The sequence below is a fragment of the Pseudomonas putida genome, from assembly GCF_016406145.1.
In the GTDB taxonomy this organism is placed as follows: Bacteria; Pseudomonadota; Gammaproteobacteria; order Pseudomonadales; family Pseudomonadaceae; genus Aquipseudomonas; species Aquipseudomonas putida_E.
This window is the reverse complement of sequence record NZ_CP066306.1, coordinates 5,211,533-5,227,383: the sequence shown is the minus strand read 5'-3', so window position 1 is coordinate 5,227,383 and position 15,851 is coordinate 5,211,533. Positions and strand designations below refer to the sequence as shown.

Sequence of the window (15,851 nt, the reverse complement as noted above, 5' to 3'; positions counted from 1 at the left end):
GGGTAAGGAAATGGAAGTAGCCGCTAAGTTGTCGGGCGCTCGCATCTCCGCCCAGAAAGCCCGCTTGGTCGCCGACCAGATCCGCGGGAAGAAGGTGGGCGAAGCGCTCAACCTGTTGGCCTTCAGCAGCAAAAAAGCCGCTGAAATCATGAAGAAAGTCCTCGAGTCGGCCGTTGCCAACGCCGAACACAACGAAGGCGCAGACGTTGATGACCTGAAGGTCTCCACCGTCTTCGTCAACGAAGGGCGTTCGCTGAAGCGCATCATGCCACGTGCCAAAGGCCGTGCTGATCGCATCGTCAAGCGGTCTTGCCATATCACTGTCAAGGTTGCGGACAAGTAACGGAGTCGATCAGATGGGTCAGAAAGTACATCCCACTGGCATTCGCCTGGGAATCGTCAAGGAGCACACCTCCGTCTGGTACGCAGACGGTGCTACTTACGCAGATTACCTCTTGAAGGATCTGAAAACGCGTGAGTACCTCCAAGACAAACTAAAAAGCGCGTCCGTAAGCCGTATCGATATTCATCGTCCGGCTCAAACTGCACGCATCACCATCCACACCGCTCGTCCCGGTATCGTTATCGGTAAGAAAGGTGAGGATGTCGAGAAGCTGCGTCAGGACCTGACCAAGCAGATGGGTGTGCCTGTGCACATCAACATCGAAGAGATCCGCAAGCCGGAACTCGACGCTATGCTGGTTGCGCAGAGCGTAGCTCAGCAGCTGGAACGCCGCGTAATGTTCCGTCGCGCCATGAAGCGCGCCGTACAGAACGCCATGCGTATTGGTGCCAAGGGCATCAAGATCCAGGTGAGCGGTCGTCTCGGCGGTGCTGAGATTGCTCGTACCGAGTGGTATCGCGAAGGTCGTGTGCCTCTGCACACCCTGCGTGCCGATATCGACTACAACACCTACGAAGCTCACACCACTTACGGTGTGATCGGTGTGAAGGTTTGGATCTTCAAAGGCGAAGTTATTGGTGGTCGCCAAGAAGAACTGAAACCACAAGCACCAGCGCCTCGTAAAAAAGCTGCTAAGTAAGGGGTACGCCAAATGTTGCAACCAAAGCGTACAAAATTCCGCAAGCAGATGACCGGCCACAACCGTGGTCTGGCACTGCGCGGTAGCAAAGTCAGCTTCGGCGAATTCGCCCTGAAAGCTGTTGCTCGCGGTCGCCTCACCGCCCGCCAGATCGAGTCGGCACGTCGTGCTCTGACCCGTCACGTTAAGCGTGGCGGCAAGATCTGGATCCGTGTCTTCCCGGACAAGCCGATCTCCAAGAAGCCTCTCGAGGTTCGTATGGGTAAAGGTAAGGGTTCCGTGGAATACTGGGTTGCCCAGATCCAGCCAGGCAAAGTCCTGTACGAGATCGAGGGTGTTTCTGAAGAGCTGGCGCGCGAAGCTTTCGCCCTGGCTGCTGCAAAGCTGCCTCTCGCCACCTCCTTTGTTAAGCGGACGGTGATGTGATGAAAGCGAATGAACTTCGTGAAAAATCTGCACAGCAACTGAATGAGCAACTGCTCGGCTTGCTGCGCGACCAGTTCAATCTGCGTATGCAGAAGGCAACTGGCCAGTTGGGGCAGTCGCACCTGCTCTCGCAAGTTAAGCGTGACATCGCTCGCGTGAAAACTGTGCTTAACCAGCAGGCAGGTAAGTGATCATGGCTGAAGCTGAAAAAACCGTCCGTACGCTGACTGGCCGTGTCGTCAGCGACAAAATGGACAAGACCATCACCGTTCTGATCGAGCGTCGCGTCAAGCACCCGATCTACGGTAAATACGTTAAGCGTTCGACTAAGCTGCACGCGCACGACGAATCCAACCAGTGCAAAATCGGCGACAAGGTTTCCATCCGTGAAACCCGTCCGCTGGCCAAGACCAAGTCCTGGGCACTGGTTGAAGTCCTCGAACGCGCTGTTGAAGTCTAAGGGCTAGGGGTCGGAGAAATTTTATGATTCAGACTCAATCCATGCTCGATGTGGCCGATAACAGCGGCGCTCGTCGCGTCATGTGCATCAAGGTGCTCGGCGGTTCGCACCGCCGTTACGCCGGCATCGGTGACATCATCAAAGTAACCGTCAAGGAAGCAATTCCGCGCGGTAAGGTCAAAAAAGGCCAGGTGATGACCGCTGTTGTCGTCCGTACCCGTCACGGTGTACGTCGCGCTGACGGTTCCATCATTCGTTTCGACGGCAACGCTGCTGTTCTGCTGAACACCAAGCAAGAGCCGATCGGCACTCGCATCTTCGGGCCAGTGACCCGTGAACTTCGTACTGAGAAGTTCATGAAGATCGTCTCGCTCGCCCCTGAAGTGCTGTAAGGAGATCCGACATGCAAAAGATTCGTCGTGACGACGAGATCATCGTGATCGCCGGCAAAGACAAAGGTAAGCGCGGTAAGGTGCTGAAGGTTCTCGCTGACGACCGTCTGGTCATCGGTGGTGTGAACCTGGTCAAGCGTCATACCAAGCCTAACCCGATGGCGGGCGTTCAGGGCGGTATCGTCGAAAAAGAAGCGCCTCTGCACGCTTCCAACGTTGCCATCTTCAATGGCGAAACCAACAAGGCTGACCGCGTTGGTTTCAAAGTAGAAGACGGTAAGAAAATTCGTGTCTTCAAGTCGACCCAAAAAGCGGTTGATGCTTGAACACTGCTAGGTAGAAGACCATGGCACGACTGAAAGAGATTTACCGGAACGAGATCGCTCCTAAGCTTAAGGAAGAACTTAAGCTGTCGAACGTGATGGAAGTTCCGCGCGTTACCAAGATCACCCTGAACATGGGTCTGGGCGAAGCGATCGGCGACAAGAAAGTCATCGAGCACGCTGTTGCTGACCTGGAAAAGATCACCGGTCAAAAGCCGGTTGTGACTTTCGCTCGTAAATCCATCGCGGGCTTCAAAGTCCGTGAAGGATGGCCGATCGGCGTCAAGGTGACCCTGCGTCGCGAAAAGATGTACGAATTCCTGGACCGCCTGCTGGCGATCTCCCTGCCTCGGGTCCGCGACTTCCGCGGCCTGAATGCCAAGTCCTTCGATGGTCGTGGCAACTACAGCATGGGCGTGAAAGAGCAGATCATCTTCCCGGAAATCGATTACGACAAGATCGATGCTCTGCGCGGTTTGGACATCACCCTGACCACCACTGCTCGTTCGGATGACGAAGGCCGCGCTCTGCTGCGTGCATTCAAATTCCCGTTCCGCAACTGATTGGAGTAGGAAAATGGCCAAGAAGAGCATGAAAAACCGCGAGCTGAAGCGTCAGCTCACGGTAGCCAAGTTCGCCAAAAAGCGTGCTGAGCTGAAAGCGACCATCGTCAACCTGAACGCCTCTCCTGAAGAGCGTTTCGCTGCCGTTGTCGCTCTGCAGAAGCAGCCACGTGATGCCAGCGCTGCGCGTCTGCGCAACCGTTGCCGCCTGACCGGTCGTCCTCACGGTGTATACCGTAAGTTCGGCTTGGGCCGTAACATGCTGCGTCAAGCTGCAATGCGCGGTGACGTACCGGGTCTGGTCAAGGCCTCCTGGTAATCGCTGCAGGTGTGACTCTGGCGGAAGGGGAGTAATCTTCCGACCGCCGGTGTTCTCGCCAACAAACAAGCCCCTTCATGGGGCTTGTTTCGTTTCTGTCTTGTGTCTAGAATGACCGGCTCACCTGAGCCCGGGTTTTTACCCTGCCCGCTTGGGTGGTTGTGATAGCCGCAAGGCTAATAATTCTTGTATCAGGAGCATCTAGCCCATGAGTATGCAGGACCCGTTAGCGGACATGCTAACTCGCATCCGTAATGCCCAGATGGCTGAAAAGTCCGTCGTAAGCATGCCTTCCTCCACTCTGAAGGTCGCGGTTGCCAAAGTTCTGAAAGACGAAGGTTACATCGCTGGCTACCAGGTTACTGGTGAGGCCAAGCCGTCCCTGTCGATCGAACTCAAGTACTTCGAAGGCCGTCCGGTCATCGAGGAACTGAAGCGTTCCAGCCGTCCTGGCCTGCGCCAGTACAAGTCCGTCACAGACCTGCCGAAAGTTCGTGGCGGCCTGGGCGTGTCTATCGTCTCCACCAACAAAGGTGTGATGACTGACCGCGCTGCGCGCGCTGCCGGTGTCGGCGGCGAAGTTCTGTGCACAGTGTTCTAAGGGGAGATAGGCATGTCTCGCGTCGCTAAGAACCCCGTTAAGCTGCCAGCTGGTGTCGAAGTCAAATTCGCCGGTCAGCAGCTTTCGGTGAAGGGTGCCAAAGGCACTCTCGAACTGAACGTTCACTCGTCTGTTGAAGTTACCGAAGAGTCCGGCGAACTGCGTTTCGTCGCTCGCAACGGTGATCAGCAAGCTCGCGCCATGGCCGGTACTACCCGTGCTCTGGTCAACAACATGGTCCAGGGCGTAAGCCAAGGCTTTGAGCGCAAGCTCCAGCTGGTCGGTGTTGGTTACAAGGCACAGGCTAAAGGCACCGTCCTGAACCTGGCTCTGGGCTTCTCGCATCCAGTGGACTACGAACTGCCAGCCGGTATCACTGCTGAAACTCCCAGCCAAACCGACATCCTGATCAAGGGTATCGACAAGCAGCTGGTAGGTCAGGTGGCCGCTGAAATCCGCGACTTCCGTCCGCCAGAGCCTTACAAAGGCAAGGGTGTGCGTTACGCGGACGAAGTAGTCCGTCGTAAAGAAGCCAAGAAGAAGTAGGGCCTAGCAAATGACCGACAAAAAAGTTACTCGACTGCGTCGCGCTCGCAAAGCACGTCTCAAGATGCACGAACTCGAAGTCGTGCGCCTGTGCGTGTTCCGCTCCTCGCAGCACATCTACGCCCAGGTCATTTCGGCCGACGGCAGCAAGGTTTTGGCAAGCGCCTCGACCTTGGACAAAGACCTGCGTGATGGCGCCACTGGCAACATCGACGCGGCCACTAAGGTTGGCAAGCTGGTAGCTGAGCGTGCGAAAGCCGCCGGTGTATCTCAAGTTGCCTTTGACCGTTCCGGCTTCAAGTACCATGGCCGCGTCAAAGCGCTGGCTGATGCTGCTCGTGAAGGCGGGCTGGAGTTCTAAGTTATGGCAAATAACGATCAAAAGCGCGACGAAGGCTACATCGAGAAGCTGGTTCAAGTTAACCGCGTAGCTAAAACCGTTAAAGGCGGCCGTATCTTCACCTTCACCGCGCTGACCGTGGTTGGTGACGGTAAAGGTCGCGTCGGCTTCGGCCGTGGCAAATCGCGCGAAGTACCTGCCGCGATTCAGAAAGCCATGGAAGCTGCTCGTCGCAACATGATCCAGGTTGACCTGAAGGGCACCACCCTGCAGTACGCCACCAAGGCCGCCCACGGCGCCTCGAAGGTTTACATGCAGCCTGCTTCGGAAGGTACCGGTATCATCGCCGGCGGCGCCATGCGTGCTGTCCTGGAAGTTGCTGGTGTTCAGAACGTCCTGGCCAAGTGCTACGGTTCGACCAACCCAGTGAACGTGGTTTACGCCACCTTCAAGGGTCTGAAAGCCATGCAATCTCCTGAGTCCATTGCTGCCAAGCGCGGCAAGAGCGTTGAGGAGATCTTCTGATCATGGCAACCGTAAAAGTAACGCTGATCAAGAGCGTCTCGGGCCGTATCCCTAACCACAAACTGTGCGTTAAAGGTCTGGGTCTGCGTCGCATCGGTCACACTGTAGAAGTCCAGGATACTCCCGAGAACCGCGGGATGATCAACAAGGCTTACTACATGCTGCGCGTCGAGGGTTAATCGATGAAACTCAATGATCTGAGTCCAGCGCCGGGTTCCCGTCGCGAAAAGCATCGTCCGGGTCGTGGTATCGGTAGCGGTCTGGGTAAGACCGGCGGCCGTGGCCACAAAGGTCAGACCTCCCGTTCGGGTGGTTCGATCGCTCCGGGCTTCGAAGGCGGTCAACAGCCGCTGCACCGTCGCCTGCCGAAATTCGGCTTCGTTTCTCTGAAAGCCATGGACCGCGCAGAAGTGCGTCTGTCCGAGCTGGCCAAAGTGGAAGGTGACGTGATCTCCGTGCAATCCCTGAAGGATGCCAACGTGATCAACCAGCACATTCAGCGTGTGAAAATCATGCTGTCTGGCGAAGTTACTCGCGCAGTCACCATCAAGGGTATCGCAGCCACCAAGGGTGCGCGTGCGGCTATCGAAGCAGCTGGCGGCAAATTCGAGGAATAAATGGCTAAGCAAGGTGCTCTCTCTTCGCTCGGTAAGGGCGGGATGTCGGAACTCTGGGCTCGTCTGCGCTTTCTGTTCATGGCGATCATCGTCTATCGGATAGGTGCGCATATCCCGGTTCCAGGCATCAATCCGGACCGTCTGGCGGATCTGTTTCGGCAGAATGAGGGGACCATTCTTAGCTTGTTCAACATGTTTTCCGGTGGCGCGCTTGAGCGCATGAGCATTTTTGCATTGGGGATCATGCCGTACATCTCGGCATCGATCATCATGCAGCTGATGACGGCGGTCAGCCCGCAACTGGAGCAGTTGAAGAAGGAAGGTGAAGCTGGCCGTCGCAAGATCAGCCAGTACACCCGCTACGGCACCGTTATTCTGGCGCTGGTTCAAGCTATTGGCATGTCCATTGGCCTGGCCAACCAGGGCGTGGCGTTTTCTGCGGGCCTTGGCTTCCATGTCGTCGCGGTTTCCACGTTTGTGGCAGGCGCGATGTTCATGATGTGGCTGGGTGAGCAGATCACCGAGCGCGGTGTGGGCAACGGTATCTCGATGTTGATCTTCGCAGGTATCGTTGCCGGTCTTCCGAGAGCAATCGGGCAGTCTTTCGAGTCTGCGCGCACAGGCGATATCAACATCTTCGCCCTGGTCGCTATCGGTTTGCTGGCAGTAGCGATTATCGGTTTTGTGGTGTTCATTGAGCGTGGTCAGCGTCGTATCGCCGTTCACTACGCCAAGCGTCAGCAGGGCCGCAAGGTCTTTGCAGCGCAGACCAGCCACTTGCCGCTGAAAGTGAACATGGCGGGGGTTATCCCGGCCATTTTCGCGAGCAGCATTCTGCTGTTCCCGGCTTCGCTGGGTGCCTGGTTCGGTCAGTCCGAAGGTATGGGCTGGCTGCAGGACATCTCGCAGTCGATCGCTCCTGGTCAGCCGTTGAATATTCTGCTGTTTAGTGCAGGGATCATTTTCTTCTGCTTCTTCTACACAGCGTTGATGTTCAACCCGAAAGACGTAGCGGAAAACCTGAAGAAGTCCGGTGCCTTTATTCCGGGTATCCGTCCTGGTGAGCAGTCGGCGCGCTATATTGATGGCGTTCTGACTCGTCTGACCATGTTCGGTGCTCTTTACATGATGGCCGTCTGCCTTCTGCCCCAGTTCCTGGTGGTGGCAGCAAATGTGCCGTTCTACCTTGGCGGGACCTCGTTGCTGATTGTGGTAGTGGTTGTGATGGACTTCATGTCCCAAGTACAATCGCACCTCGTTTCGCACCAGTACGAATCCCTGATGAAGAAAGCCAACCTGAAAGGCTACGGTGGCAGCGGTTTGCTGCGCTGATACGCCCCTAAGGTTCGAGGAGTCGGTAATGAAAGTTCGTGCATCGGTGAAAAAGCTGTGCCGCAACTGCAAGATCATCCGTCGCGAAGGCGTCGTGCGAGTGATCTGCAGCGCGGAACCGCGTCACAAACAGCGCCAAGGCTGAGTGTGATCTGCGTTTCAAACCCAGCAGCTAGTGTGCTGCTGGGTTGATTATTCGTTTCTACAGCGATATTATCTCGCGCCCTATTTCTTGGCTTCCGGGGCGTAGGTAGCTGTCAATTGGAGTCCCACTGAATGGCCCGTATTGCAGGCGTCAACATTCCAGATAACAAGCATACTGTTATCTCGCTGACCTACATCTATGGTGTCGGTCGCACAACTGCACAGAAGATCTGTGCAGATGCTGGTGTAAATCCAGCCGCTAAGATCAAGGATCTGAGCGACGAGCAAATCGAAACCCTGCGTGGCGAAGTTGCGAAGTTCACCACCGAAGGTGACCTGCGTCGTGACGTCAACATGAAGATCAAGCGCTTGATGGACCTGGGTTGCTACCGCGGCCTGCGTCATCGTAAAGGTCTGCCGGTTCGCGGTCAGCGCACCAAGACCAACGCACGCACCCGTAAGGGCCCGCGTAAGCCGATCCGCAAGTAATCGCCCAGGAATATAGACATGGCAAAACCTGCTGCTCGTCCTCGTAAGAAAGTCAAAAAGACAGTGGTTGATGGCATCGCCCACATCCATGCGTCTTTCAACAACACCATCGTGACCATCACCGACCGTCAGGGCAATGCTTTGTCCTGGGCGACCTCCGGTGGCTCGGGTTTCCGTGGTTCGCGCAAATCCACCCCGTTCGCAGCTCAGATCGCTGCTGAGCGTGCTGGTCAAGCTGCGCTGGAATACGGTCTTAAGAACCTCGACGTAAACGTCAAGGGTCCAGGTCCAGGTCGTGAGTCCGCCGTTCGTGCATTGAACAGCTGCGGCTACAAGATCGCCAGCATCACCGACGTGACGCCAATCCCGCACAACGGGTGCCGTCCGCCGAAGAAGCGCCGCGTGTAATCAGGAGACAGAAGAATGGCACGTTACATTGGTCCAAAATGCAAACTGTCTCGTCGTGAAGGCACCGACCTGTTCCTGAAGAGCGGCGTTCGCGCTCTGGAATCGAAGTGCAACATCGAAGCAGCCCCAGGTATCCACGGCCAGCGCCGTGGCCGTCAGTCCGACTACGGTACCCAGCTGCGCGAGAAACAAAAAGTTCGTCGTATCTACGGTGTTCTGGAGCGTCAGTTCCGCGGTTACTACCAGGCTGCTGCCTCGAAAAAAGGCGCAACCGGTGAGAACCTGCTGCAACTGCTCGAGTGCCGTCTGGATAACGTCGTCTACCGTATGGGCTTCGGCTCGACTCGTTCCGAGTCCCGTCAGCTGGTTTCGCACAAAGCGATCAGCGTCAACGGTAAGACTGTAAACATTCCATCCTACCAAGTTCGTCCGGGTGACGTGGTCGCGGTTCGCGAGAAGTCGTCGAACCAGCTGCGCATTGTTCAAGCCCTTGAACTGTGCGCCCAGCGTGGCCGCGTTGAGTGGGTAGACGTAGATTCCGCTAAGAAGTCGGGCGTTTTCAAGAACGTTCCTGCTCGCGGCGACCTGTCTGCCGACATCAACGAAAACCTGATTGTCGAGCTCTACTCCAAGTAAGGGCTAGAAAATAGGTGCATCCATGCAGATTTCGGTAAATGAGTTCCTGACTCCCCGCCATATTGATGTGCAGGTAGTCAGTCCGACCCGCGCCAAGATCACGCTCGAGCCTCTCGAGCGTGGCTTCGGCCATACCCTGGGCAACGCGCTGCGCCGCATCTTGTTGTCCTCCATGCCTGGCTGTGCAGTAGTCGAGGCCGAGATCGATGGCGTACTCCATGAGTACTCCGCGATCGAAGGTGTACAGGAAGACGTAATTGAAATCCTGTTGAACCTTAAAGGTCTGGCTATCAAACTGCACGGTCGTGACGAAGTTACGCTGACCTTGTCGAAAAAGGGTTCGGGGGTGGTTACCGCTGCCGATATTCAGCTGGATCACGATGTCGAGATCGTCAACCCCGATCACGTAATCGCGAACCTGGCGTCCAACGGCGCCCTGAACATGAAGCTCACTGTAGCTCGTGGTCGCGGTTACGAGCCGGCTGACTCCCGTCAAACCGACGAAGACGAAAGCCGTAGCATTGGCCGTCTGCAGCTGGACGCTTCGTTCAGCCCGGTGCGTCGTATCGCCTATGTGGTCGAGAACGCCCGTGTTGAACAGCGTACCAACCTGGACAAGCTGGTCATTGATCTGGAAACCAACGGCACCCTGGACCCTGAAGAGGCTATCCGCCGCGCTGCGACCATCCTGCAACAGCAGCTGGCCGCGTTCGTCGACCTCAAAGGTGACAGCGAGCCTGTCGTAGTCGAGCAGGAAGACGAGATCGATCCGATCCTGCTACGTCCGGTTGACGACCTGGAACTGACTGTACGTTCGGCCAACTGCCTCAAGGCGGAGAACATCTACTACATCGGCGACCTGATTCAGCGTACCGAAGTAGAGCTGTTGAAGACTCCTAACCTGGGCAAGAAGTCCCTGACTGAAATCAAGGACGTGCTGGCCTCTCGTGGTCTGTCTCTCGGCATGCGCCTCGACAACTGGCCGCCTGCAAGTCTTAAGAAAGACGACAAGGCGACCGCCTGATCGTCGTAATCACCGAACGTAGTGTTTGGTAAGGAATGAATCATGCGTCATCGTAAAAGTGGACGTCACCTGAGCCGTACCAGCTCTCACCGCAAAGCTATGTTCCAGAACATGGCTGTGTCGCTGATCGAGCACGAGCTGATCAAAACCACCCTGCCGAAAGCCAAGGAACTGCGCCGCGTTGCCGAGCCGCTGATCACCCTGGCCAAGGAAGACAGCGTTGCTAACCGCCGTCTGGCCTTCGACCGTACCCGTTCGAAGTCTGCTGTTGGCAAACTGTTCAACGATCTGGGCAAGCGTTACGCCACCCGTCAGGGCGGCTACCTGCGCATCCTGAAGTGCGGTTTCCGCGCTGGCGACAACGCGCCTATGGCGTACGTCGAGCTGGTTGATCGTCCGGTCGGTGGTGCTGTAGAAGCTGCCGAGTAAGACGTTCCGTCTGCTACAAAAAACCGGGCCTAGTGCCCGGTTTTTTGTTTCTGCAGGTATTGTTTATTTCTATTGATACAAGTCATGTAATGAATTTGTTCTGAAAAAGCCGTTCGTCGATACTCCTATCCAAGCCGATTAGCCGGCAGTCCAAGACCGATATGGAGAGCCCATGAGCAAGATTCTCACCACCGCCAGCGGTGCACCCGTAGCTGACAATCAGAATTCCCGCTCTGCTGGCCCGCGCGGCCCGCTGTTGCTCGACGATTTCCACCTGATCGAGAAGCTCGCTCATTTCAATCGGGAGAACATCCCTGAGCGTCGTGTACACGCCAAGGGCTCGGGAGCCTACGGCACCTTTACTGTCACCCAGGACATCACTCGATATACCAAGGCCAAGCTGTTCGACACGATTGGTAAGCAGACTGAAACCTTCCTGCGCTTTTCCACCGTCGGTGGCGAGCGCGGTTCGGCAGACACCGAGCGTGATCCTCGTGGCTTTGCGGTAAAGTTTTACACCGAGGAAGGCAACTGGGACATCGTGGGTAACAACACCCCAGTTTTCTTCATCCGTGACCCGCTCAAGTTCCCGGACTTTATCCACACCCAGAAGCGCCAGCCGCAAACCAACCTGAAAGACGCCCAGATGATGTGGGACTTCTGGTCGCACTCGCCTGAGGCGCTGCACCAGGTCACCATTCTGTTCTCCGATCGCGGAATTCCGGATGGCTACCGTCACATGCACGGCTTCGGCAGCCACACCTACAGCCTGATCAGCGCTATTGGCGAGCGTACTTGGGTCAAATGGCACTTCAAGACCCAGCAAGGCATCAAGAACCTTACCCCCGCTGATGCTGCCCGCCTGGCCGGTACAGACCCTGACTACGCCCAACGCGACCTGTTCGAGGCGATCGAACGCGCAGACTACCCGCGTTGGACCGTGTGCATTCAGGTCATGACTGAAGAGGAGGCGGCCAGTCGCGACGAAAATCCGTTCGATGTGACCAAGACCTGGTCGCAGAAGGACTATCCGTTGATCGAGGTAGGTGTCCTGGAGCTCAATCGCAATCCGCTGAACTATTTCGCCGAAGTGGAGCAGGCAGCGTTTGGTCCGAGCAACATGGTGCCGGGGGTGGGGCTGTCGCCAGATCGCATGCTGCAGGGCCGCGTCTTCGCCTATGCCGATGCGCACCGTTACCGCGTGGGCACCAACCACCAGCAGTTGCCCGTCAACGCGCCACGCTGCCCGGTCAATAGTTACCAGCGTGATGGATCGATGGCTCTCGGTAGTTATGGCAGTGCGCCCAATTACGAGCCCAATAGCTATGGCGACGCGCCTAAGCAGTCGCCTGGCCATGGCGAACCTGCACTGGCTCTCAAGGGAGCGGCTGATCGCTACGATCACCGTGAGGACAACGACTACTACAGCCACGCCGGTGCACTGTTCCGTTTGATGAGCGATGAGCAAAAGGCACTGCTGATCAGCAACATCGCAGGAACAATGGCAGGCGTCACTCAAGATGTCATCCAACGTCAGTTGCAGTACTTCTTCAGGGCTGATCCAGCTTACGGTGAAGGCATCGCCAAGGCACTGGGCGTGAATCTCGCTTAACTCGAAGTGATAAGAAGAACCGCCCTCATTTGGGCGGTTTTTCAATGAATATCACTACTGTTTGCCCGATTTTTTGCTCCTGATTGCGCATTTTTCAGTGACCGCAAGCAATTCCTGGTTCAAACTATGTCTCATTAGACGTATCCACACGGAGAATCAGGGCGATGCAAGGTCACCCGGACGTAATCAATTATCTCGTCACGTTGCTGAAGGGCGAACTGGCCGCACGCGATCAGTACTTCATTCACTCGCGCATGTACGAAGACTGGGGCCTGTCCAAGCTCTACGAACGCATCAACCATGAGATGGAAGAGGAAACCCAGCACGCCGATGCGCTTATGCGGCGTATCCTCATGCTCGAAGGCACCCCCGATATGCGCGCGGATGATCTGGAAGTGGGCAGTACAGTGCCGGAAATGATCGAAGCGGACCTCAAGCTCGAGTACAAGGTTCGTGCGGCCCTGTGCAAGGGCATCGAGCTGTGCGAGCTTCACAAGGATTACATCAGTCGCGATATCCTGCGTGCCCAGCTGGCCGATACCGAAGAGGATCACACCTACTGGCTTGAGAAGCAGCAGGGCCTGATCAAGGCCATCGGTCTGGAAAACTACCTGCAGTCGCAGATGTAAGTTATCCACAGATAAAAAAGAGCCCCTGGCACCATCGGTACCAGGGGCTTTTTCATGCACAGGCAGATCAGGCCCGGTCACGCTCCAGAAGCGGTTTGAGATAGTGTCCTGTGTATGACTGCTTCATCTTGGCCAGCTCCTCCGGGGTGCCGCTGGCAATAATTTGCCCACCCTTTGAACCACCCTCCGGGCCCAGGTCAACCAACCAGTCCGCGGTCTTGATCACATCGAGGTTGTGTTCGATAACCACCACGGTATTGCCGTGGTCGCGCAGGCGGTGCAAAACATCCAGCAACTGCTGGATATCAGCGAAGTGCAGGCCCGTAGTTGGCTCGTCAAGGATGTACAGCGTTTTGCCGGTATCGCGCTTGGACAGCTCGCGTGAGAGCTTGACCCTTTGCGCTTCACCGCCCGACAGTGTGGTCGCCGACTGCCCCAGTTTGATGTAAGACAGGCCTACATCCATCAGGGTTTGCAGCTTGCGCGCCAGTGCCGGCACCGCATCGAAGAATTCGCGCGCATCCTCGATGGTCATTTCCAGGACCTCGTGGATATTCTTGCCCTTGTATTTGATCTCCAGGGTTTCGCGGTTGTAGCGCTTGCTCTTGCACACGTCGCACGGCACGTAGATATCCGGCAGGAAGTGCATTTCCACCTTGATCAGCCCATCGCCTTGGCACGCCTCGCAACGCCCGCCCTTGACGTTGAATGAGAAACGCCCTGGGCCGTAGCCGCGCGACCGCGATTCCGGTACGCCGGAAAACAGCTCGCGAATCGGGGTAAAGATGCCGGTATAGGTCGCCGGGTTCGAACGCGGTGTGCGGCCGATCGGGCTCTGGTCGATATCGACAACCTTGTCCAGGTGCTGCAGGCCATCCATGTTGCTGTGCGGGGCGGCTTCAAGGCTGCTCGCACCATTGAGGGCGGTAGCGGCGAGTGGGTACAGCGTGTTGTTGATCAGCGTCGACTTGCCCGAGCCGGATACGCCAGTCACGCACGTCAGCAGGCCGATCGGAATTTCCAGATCAACGTTCTGCAGGTTGTTGCCACGCGCACCCTTGAGCTTGAGGGACAGCTTTTTGTCGCGGGGTGTGCGTTTGGCCGGGACAGCGATTTTCTTGCGGCCAGACAGGTACTTCCCGGTCAGCGAGTCGGGATGCGCCATGACTTCTTGCGGCGTGCCCTCGGCGACGATCTGACCACCGTGTACGCCGGCACCTGGGCCGATGTCCACCACGTAGTCGGCCAGGCGAATGGCGTCTTCATCGTGCTCGACCACGATCACGGTGTTACCCAGATCACGCAGGTGGTTGAGGGTGGCGAGCAGGCGGTCGTTGTCGCGTTGATGAAGACCGATGGACGGTTCATCAAGGATATACATCACCCCGACCAGCCCCGCACCAATCTGGCTCGCAAGGCGGATCCGCTGCGCTTCGCCGCCGGACAAGGTGTCGGCACTGCGATCCAGGGTGAGGTAGTCCAAGCCAACGTTGACCAGAAACTGTAGGCGTTCGCAGATTTCCTTGAGGATCTTTGCAGCAATTTCACCACGACGCCCAGCCAAGGTCAGCTCGCCGAAGTAGCTGCTGGCTTCTCCGATAGGCAGGTTGGTCACCGCTGGCAGGGTTTTTTCGCCTACCCAGACATGACGCGCTTCCCGGCGCAGGCGGGTGCCGCGGCAGTCGGGGCAGGGCTGGGTGCCAAGAAACTTGGCCAGCTCCTCACGCACCGTGGCCGACTCAGTCTCGCGGTAACGCCGCTCGAGGTTGGGCACGATCCCTTCGAACGGATGCGAACGCTTGACGATATCGCCACGGTCGTTCAGGTATTTGAAGTCGACGCTCTGCTTGCCGCTGCCTTGCAGGATCACTTTCTGGTGTTCGGCCGACAGCTCGCCGAACGGCTCCTCCAGGCTGAACCCGTAATGCGCTGCCAGCGAGCCAAGCATCTGGAAGTAATAGACGTTGCGCCGATCCCAGCCGCGGATAGCACCCTCGGCCAGTGTCAGCTCGCTGTTGACCAGACGCTTGATATCGAAAAATTGCTTCACCCCCAGGCCATCGCAGGTCGGGCAGGCGCCAGCCGGGTTGTTGAAGGAGAACAGCTTGGGCTCCAGCTCGCTGATCGCATGGCCGCAGACCGGGCAGGCGAAGCGGGCGGAGAAGATCGTCTCTTCGCCTTCTTCATCGTCCATCGGTGCAACCAGGGCGATGCCGTCGGCCAGCTTGAGTGCGGTCTCGAATGACTCGGCAAGGCGTTGTTGCAGGTCGGCGCGGACCTTGAAGCGGTCCACTACTACATCGATGCTGTGCTTCTTCTGCTTGTCCAGCTTGGGCAGTTCGTCGAGTTCGTAGAGCTTGCCGTTGACGCGGGCCCGAACGAAGCCCTGGGCACGCAGTTCGTCGAACACTGCCAGGTGCTCGCCCTTGCGCTCACGGATCACCGGTGCCAGCAGCATCAGCTTGCTGCCTTCCGGGCGCTCCAGGACCAGGTCGACCATCTGGCTGATGGTCTGCGCCTCCAGCGGAATGTCGTGGTCCGGGCAGCGCGGAGTACCCACGCGAGCATAAAGCAGGCGTAGATAGTCGTAGATTTCGGTGATGGTACCTACCGTCGAACGCGGATTGTGCGAAGTCGACTTCTGCTCGATTGAGATAGCTGGCGACAGGCCTTCGATGGTGTCGACGTCAGGTTTTTCCATCATCGACAGGAATTGCCGGGCGTAGGCCGACAGCGATTCCACATAGCGGCGCTGACCCTCGGCGTACAAGGTATCGAATGCCAGGGAAGACTTCCCGGATCCGGACAAACCGGTGATCACGATCAGCTTGTCCCGCGGCAGGGTCAGGTCGATGTTCTTCAGGTTGTGGGTACGTGCCCCACGAATCAGGATCTTGTCCACTGCGGCCTCGCTTGGCGGGCATAAACAAGGAAGTATACGGCGCGCTGCCAGTACGCGGCAAAGCGTCGCGTAGATGCCGTCAAGCTGTCGG

At 57.1% G+C, this 15,851-nt stretch carries 25 protein-coding genes; 24 read left to right on the top strand and 1 reads right to left on the bottom strand.

The window, feature by feature from the left end; genetic code table 11:
- Positions 1–10 precede the first annotated feature (10 nt).
- The 24 genes from rplV (at position 11) to bfr (ending at position 12,858) form a co-directional block, all read left to right on the top strand.
- Positions 11–343 carry a 50S ribosomal protein L22 gene (rplV, locus tag JET17_RS24155; protein WP_003103908.1) on the top strand — a complete coding sequence of 111 codons (333 nt, stop codon included), beginning with the start codon at positions 11–13 and terminating at the stop codon, positions 341–343.
- Positions 344–356: 13 nt separating this feature from the next.
- The gene (rpsC, locus tag JET17_RS24150; protein ID WP_003255481.1) at positions 357–1,043 is read left to right on the top strand and encodes a 30S ribosomal protein S3; all 687 of its coding nucleotides are present in this window, start codon (positions 357–359) and stop codon (positions 1,041–1,043) included.
- Positions 1,044–1,055: 12 nt separating this feature from the next.
- Positions 1,056–1,469 carry a 50S ribosomal protein L16 gene (gene rplP / locus JET17_RS24145; protein ID WP_003255479.1) on the top strand — a complete coding sequence of 138 codons (414 nt, stop codon included), beginning with the start codon at positions 1,056–1,058 and terminating at the stop codon, positions 1,467–1,469.
- Positions 1,469–1,660 (top strand): 50S ribosomal protein L29, encoded by a 192-nt coding sequence (gene rpmC / locus JET17_RS24140; protein WP_002555481.1) that lies wholly within the window; start codon positions 1,469–1,471, stop codon positions 1,658–1,660. The genes rplP and rpmC overlap by 1 nt, the downstream gene beginning before the upstream one ends.
- 2 nt (positions 1,661–1,662) lie before the next feature.
- On the top strand, positions 1,663–1,929 hold the full coding sequence (rpsQ, locus tag JET17_RS24135) for a 30S ribosomal protein S17 (protein ID WP_008089812.1): 267 nt from the start codon (positions 1,663–1,665) through the stop codon (positions 1,927–1,929).
- 23 nt (positions 1,930–1,952) lie between these two features.
- Entirely contained in the window at positions 1,953–2,321 is a 369-nt protein-coding gene (gene rplN, locus JET17_RS24130) for a 50S ribosomal protein L14 (protein ID WP_008089810.1), read from the top strand.
- Between the two features lie 11 nt (positions 2,322–2,332).
- Positions 2,333–2,647: a 50S ribosomal protein L24 gene (rplX, locus tag JET17_RS24125; RefSeq protein WP_003255476.1), complete on the top strand. Its 315-nt coding sequence runs from the start codon at positions 2,333–2,335 to the stop codon at positions 2,645–2,647.
- Between the two features lie 20 nt (positions 2,648–2,667).
- A complete protein-coding gene (rplE, locus tag JET17_RS24120; RefSeq protein ID WP_012316517.1) occupies positions 2,668–3,207 on the top strand; it encodes a 50S ribosomal protein L5 in 540 nt (179 codons plus the stop codon).
- Between the two features lie 13 nt (positions 3,208–3,220).
- Positions 3,221–3,526, top strand: coding sequence for a 30S ribosomal protein S14 (gene rpsN, locus JET17_RS24115; RefSeq protein ID WP_012316516.1), 306 nt, complete (start codon positions 3,221–3,223; stop codon positions 3,524–3,526).
- Between the two features lie 208 nt (positions 3,527–3,734).
- The gene (gene rpsH / locus JET17_RS24110; RefSeq protein WP_008089805.1) at positions 3,735–4,127 is read left to right on the top strand and encodes a 30S ribosomal protein S8; all 393 of its coding nucleotides are present in this window, start codon (positions 3,735–3,737) and stop codon (positions 4,125–4,127) included.
- A gap of 12 nt (positions 4,128–4,139) precedes the next feature.
- Entirely contained in the window at positions 4,140–4,673 is a 534-nt protein-coding gene (gene rplF, locus JET17_RS24105) for a 50S ribosomal protein L6 (protein ID WP_009681972.1), read from the top strand.
- A 10-nt stretch (positions 4,674–4,683) separates the two neighbouring features.
- The gene (rplR, locus tag JET17_RS24100; protein ID WP_008089801.1) at positions 4,684–5,034 is read left to right on the top strand and encodes a 50S ribosomal protein L18; all 351 of its coding nucleotides are present in this window, start codon (positions 4,684–4,686) and stop codon (positions 5,032–5,034) included.
- A gap of 3 nt (positions 5,035–5,037) precedes the next feature.
- Entirely contained in the window at positions 5,038–5,538 is a 501-nt protein-coding gene (gene rpsE, locus JET17_RS24095; protein ID WP_003255465.1) for a 30S ribosomal protein S5, read from the top strand.
- Positions 5,539–5,540: 2 nt separating this feature from the next.
- Positions 5,541–5,717, top strand: a complete 177-nt coding sequence (rpmD, locus tag JET17_RS24090) for a 50S ribosomal protein L30 (RefSeq protein WP_008089798.1) — start codon at positions 5,541–5,543, stop codon at positions 5,715–5,717.
- 3 nt (positions 5,718–5,720) lie between these two features.
- Positions 5,721–6,155 (top strand): 50S ribosomal protein L15, encoded by a 435-nt coding sequence (gene rplO / locus JET17_RS24085; protein ID WP_003255461.1) that lies wholly within the window; start codon positions 5,721–5,723, stop codon positions 6,153–6,155.
- Positions 6,156–7,487: a preprotein translocase subunit SecY gene (gene secY / locus JET17_RS24080; RefSeq protein ID WP_003255459.1), complete on the top strand. Its 1,332-nt coding sequence runs from the start codon at positions 6,156–6,158 to the stop codon at positions 7,485–7,487.
- 28 nt (positions 7,488–7,515) lie between these two features.
- Positions 7,516–7,632, top strand: a complete 117-nt coding sequence (gene rpmJ, locus JET17_RS24075; protein WP_002555468.1) for a 50S ribosomal protein L36 — start codon at positions 7,516–7,518, stop codon at positions 7,630–7,632.
- Between the two features lie 131 nt (positions 7,633–7,763).
- A complete protein-coding gene (rpsM, locus tag JET17_RS24070) occupies positions 7,764–8,120 on the top strand; it encodes a 30S ribosomal protein S13 (RefSeq protein ID WP_012316515.1) in 357 nt (118 codons plus the stop codon).
- Between the two features lie 18 nt (positions 8,121–8,138).
- Positions 8,139–8,528 (top strand): 30S ribosomal protein S11, encoded by a 390-nt coding sequence (rpsK, locus tag JET17_RS24065; protein ID WP_003255454.1) that lies wholly within the window; start codon positions 8,139–8,141, stop codon positions 8,526–8,528.
- 15 nt (positions 8,529–8,543) lie between these two features.
- On the top strand, positions 8,544–9,164 hold the full coding sequence (rpsD, locus tag JET17_RS24060) for a 30S ribosomal protein S4 (RefSeq protein ID WP_012316514.1): 621 nt from the start codon (positions 8,544–8,546) through the stop codon (positions 9,162–9,164).
- A 22-nt stretch (positions 9,165–9,186) separates the two neighbouring features.
- Positions 9,187–10,188 carry a DNA-directed RNA polymerase subunit alpha gene (locus tag JET17_RS24055; protein ID WP_003255452.1) on the top strand — a complete coding sequence of 334 codons (1,002 nt, stop codon included), beginning with the start codon at positions 9,187–9,189 and terminating at the stop codon, positions 10,186–10,188.
- Between the two features lie 42 nt (positions 10,189–10,230).
- Positions 10,231–10,617 carry a 50S ribosomal protein L17 gene (rplQ, locus tag JET17_RS24050; protein WP_003255451.1) on the top strand — a complete coding sequence of 129 codons (387 nt, stop codon included), beginning with the start codon at positions 10,231–10,233 and terminating at the stop codon, positions 10,615–10,617.
- Between the two features lie 172 nt (positions 10,618–10,789).
- A complete protein-coding gene (locus JET17_RS24045) occupies positions 10,790–12,229 on the top strand; it encodes a catalase (protein ID WP_012316513.1) in 1,440 nt (479 codons plus the stop codon).
- 164 nt (positions 12,230–12,393) lie between these two features.
- Complete coding sequence (gene bfr / locus JET17_RS24040) at positions 12,394–12,858, top strand: bacterioferritin (RefSeq protein WP_012316512.1); 465 nt, start codon at positions 12,394–12,396, stop codon at positions 12,856–12,858.
- A gap of 67 nt (positions 12,859–12,925) precedes the next feature.
- Here the strand turns inward: bfr and uvrA are convergent, their stop codons facing one another.
- A complete protein-coding gene (gene uvrA, locus JET17_RS24035) occupies positions 12,926–15,760 on the bottom strand; it encodes an excinuclease ABC subunit UvrA (RefSeq protein WP_012316511.1) in 2,835 nt (944 codons plus the stop codon).
- Positions 15,761–15,851: the final 91 nt, after the last annotated feature.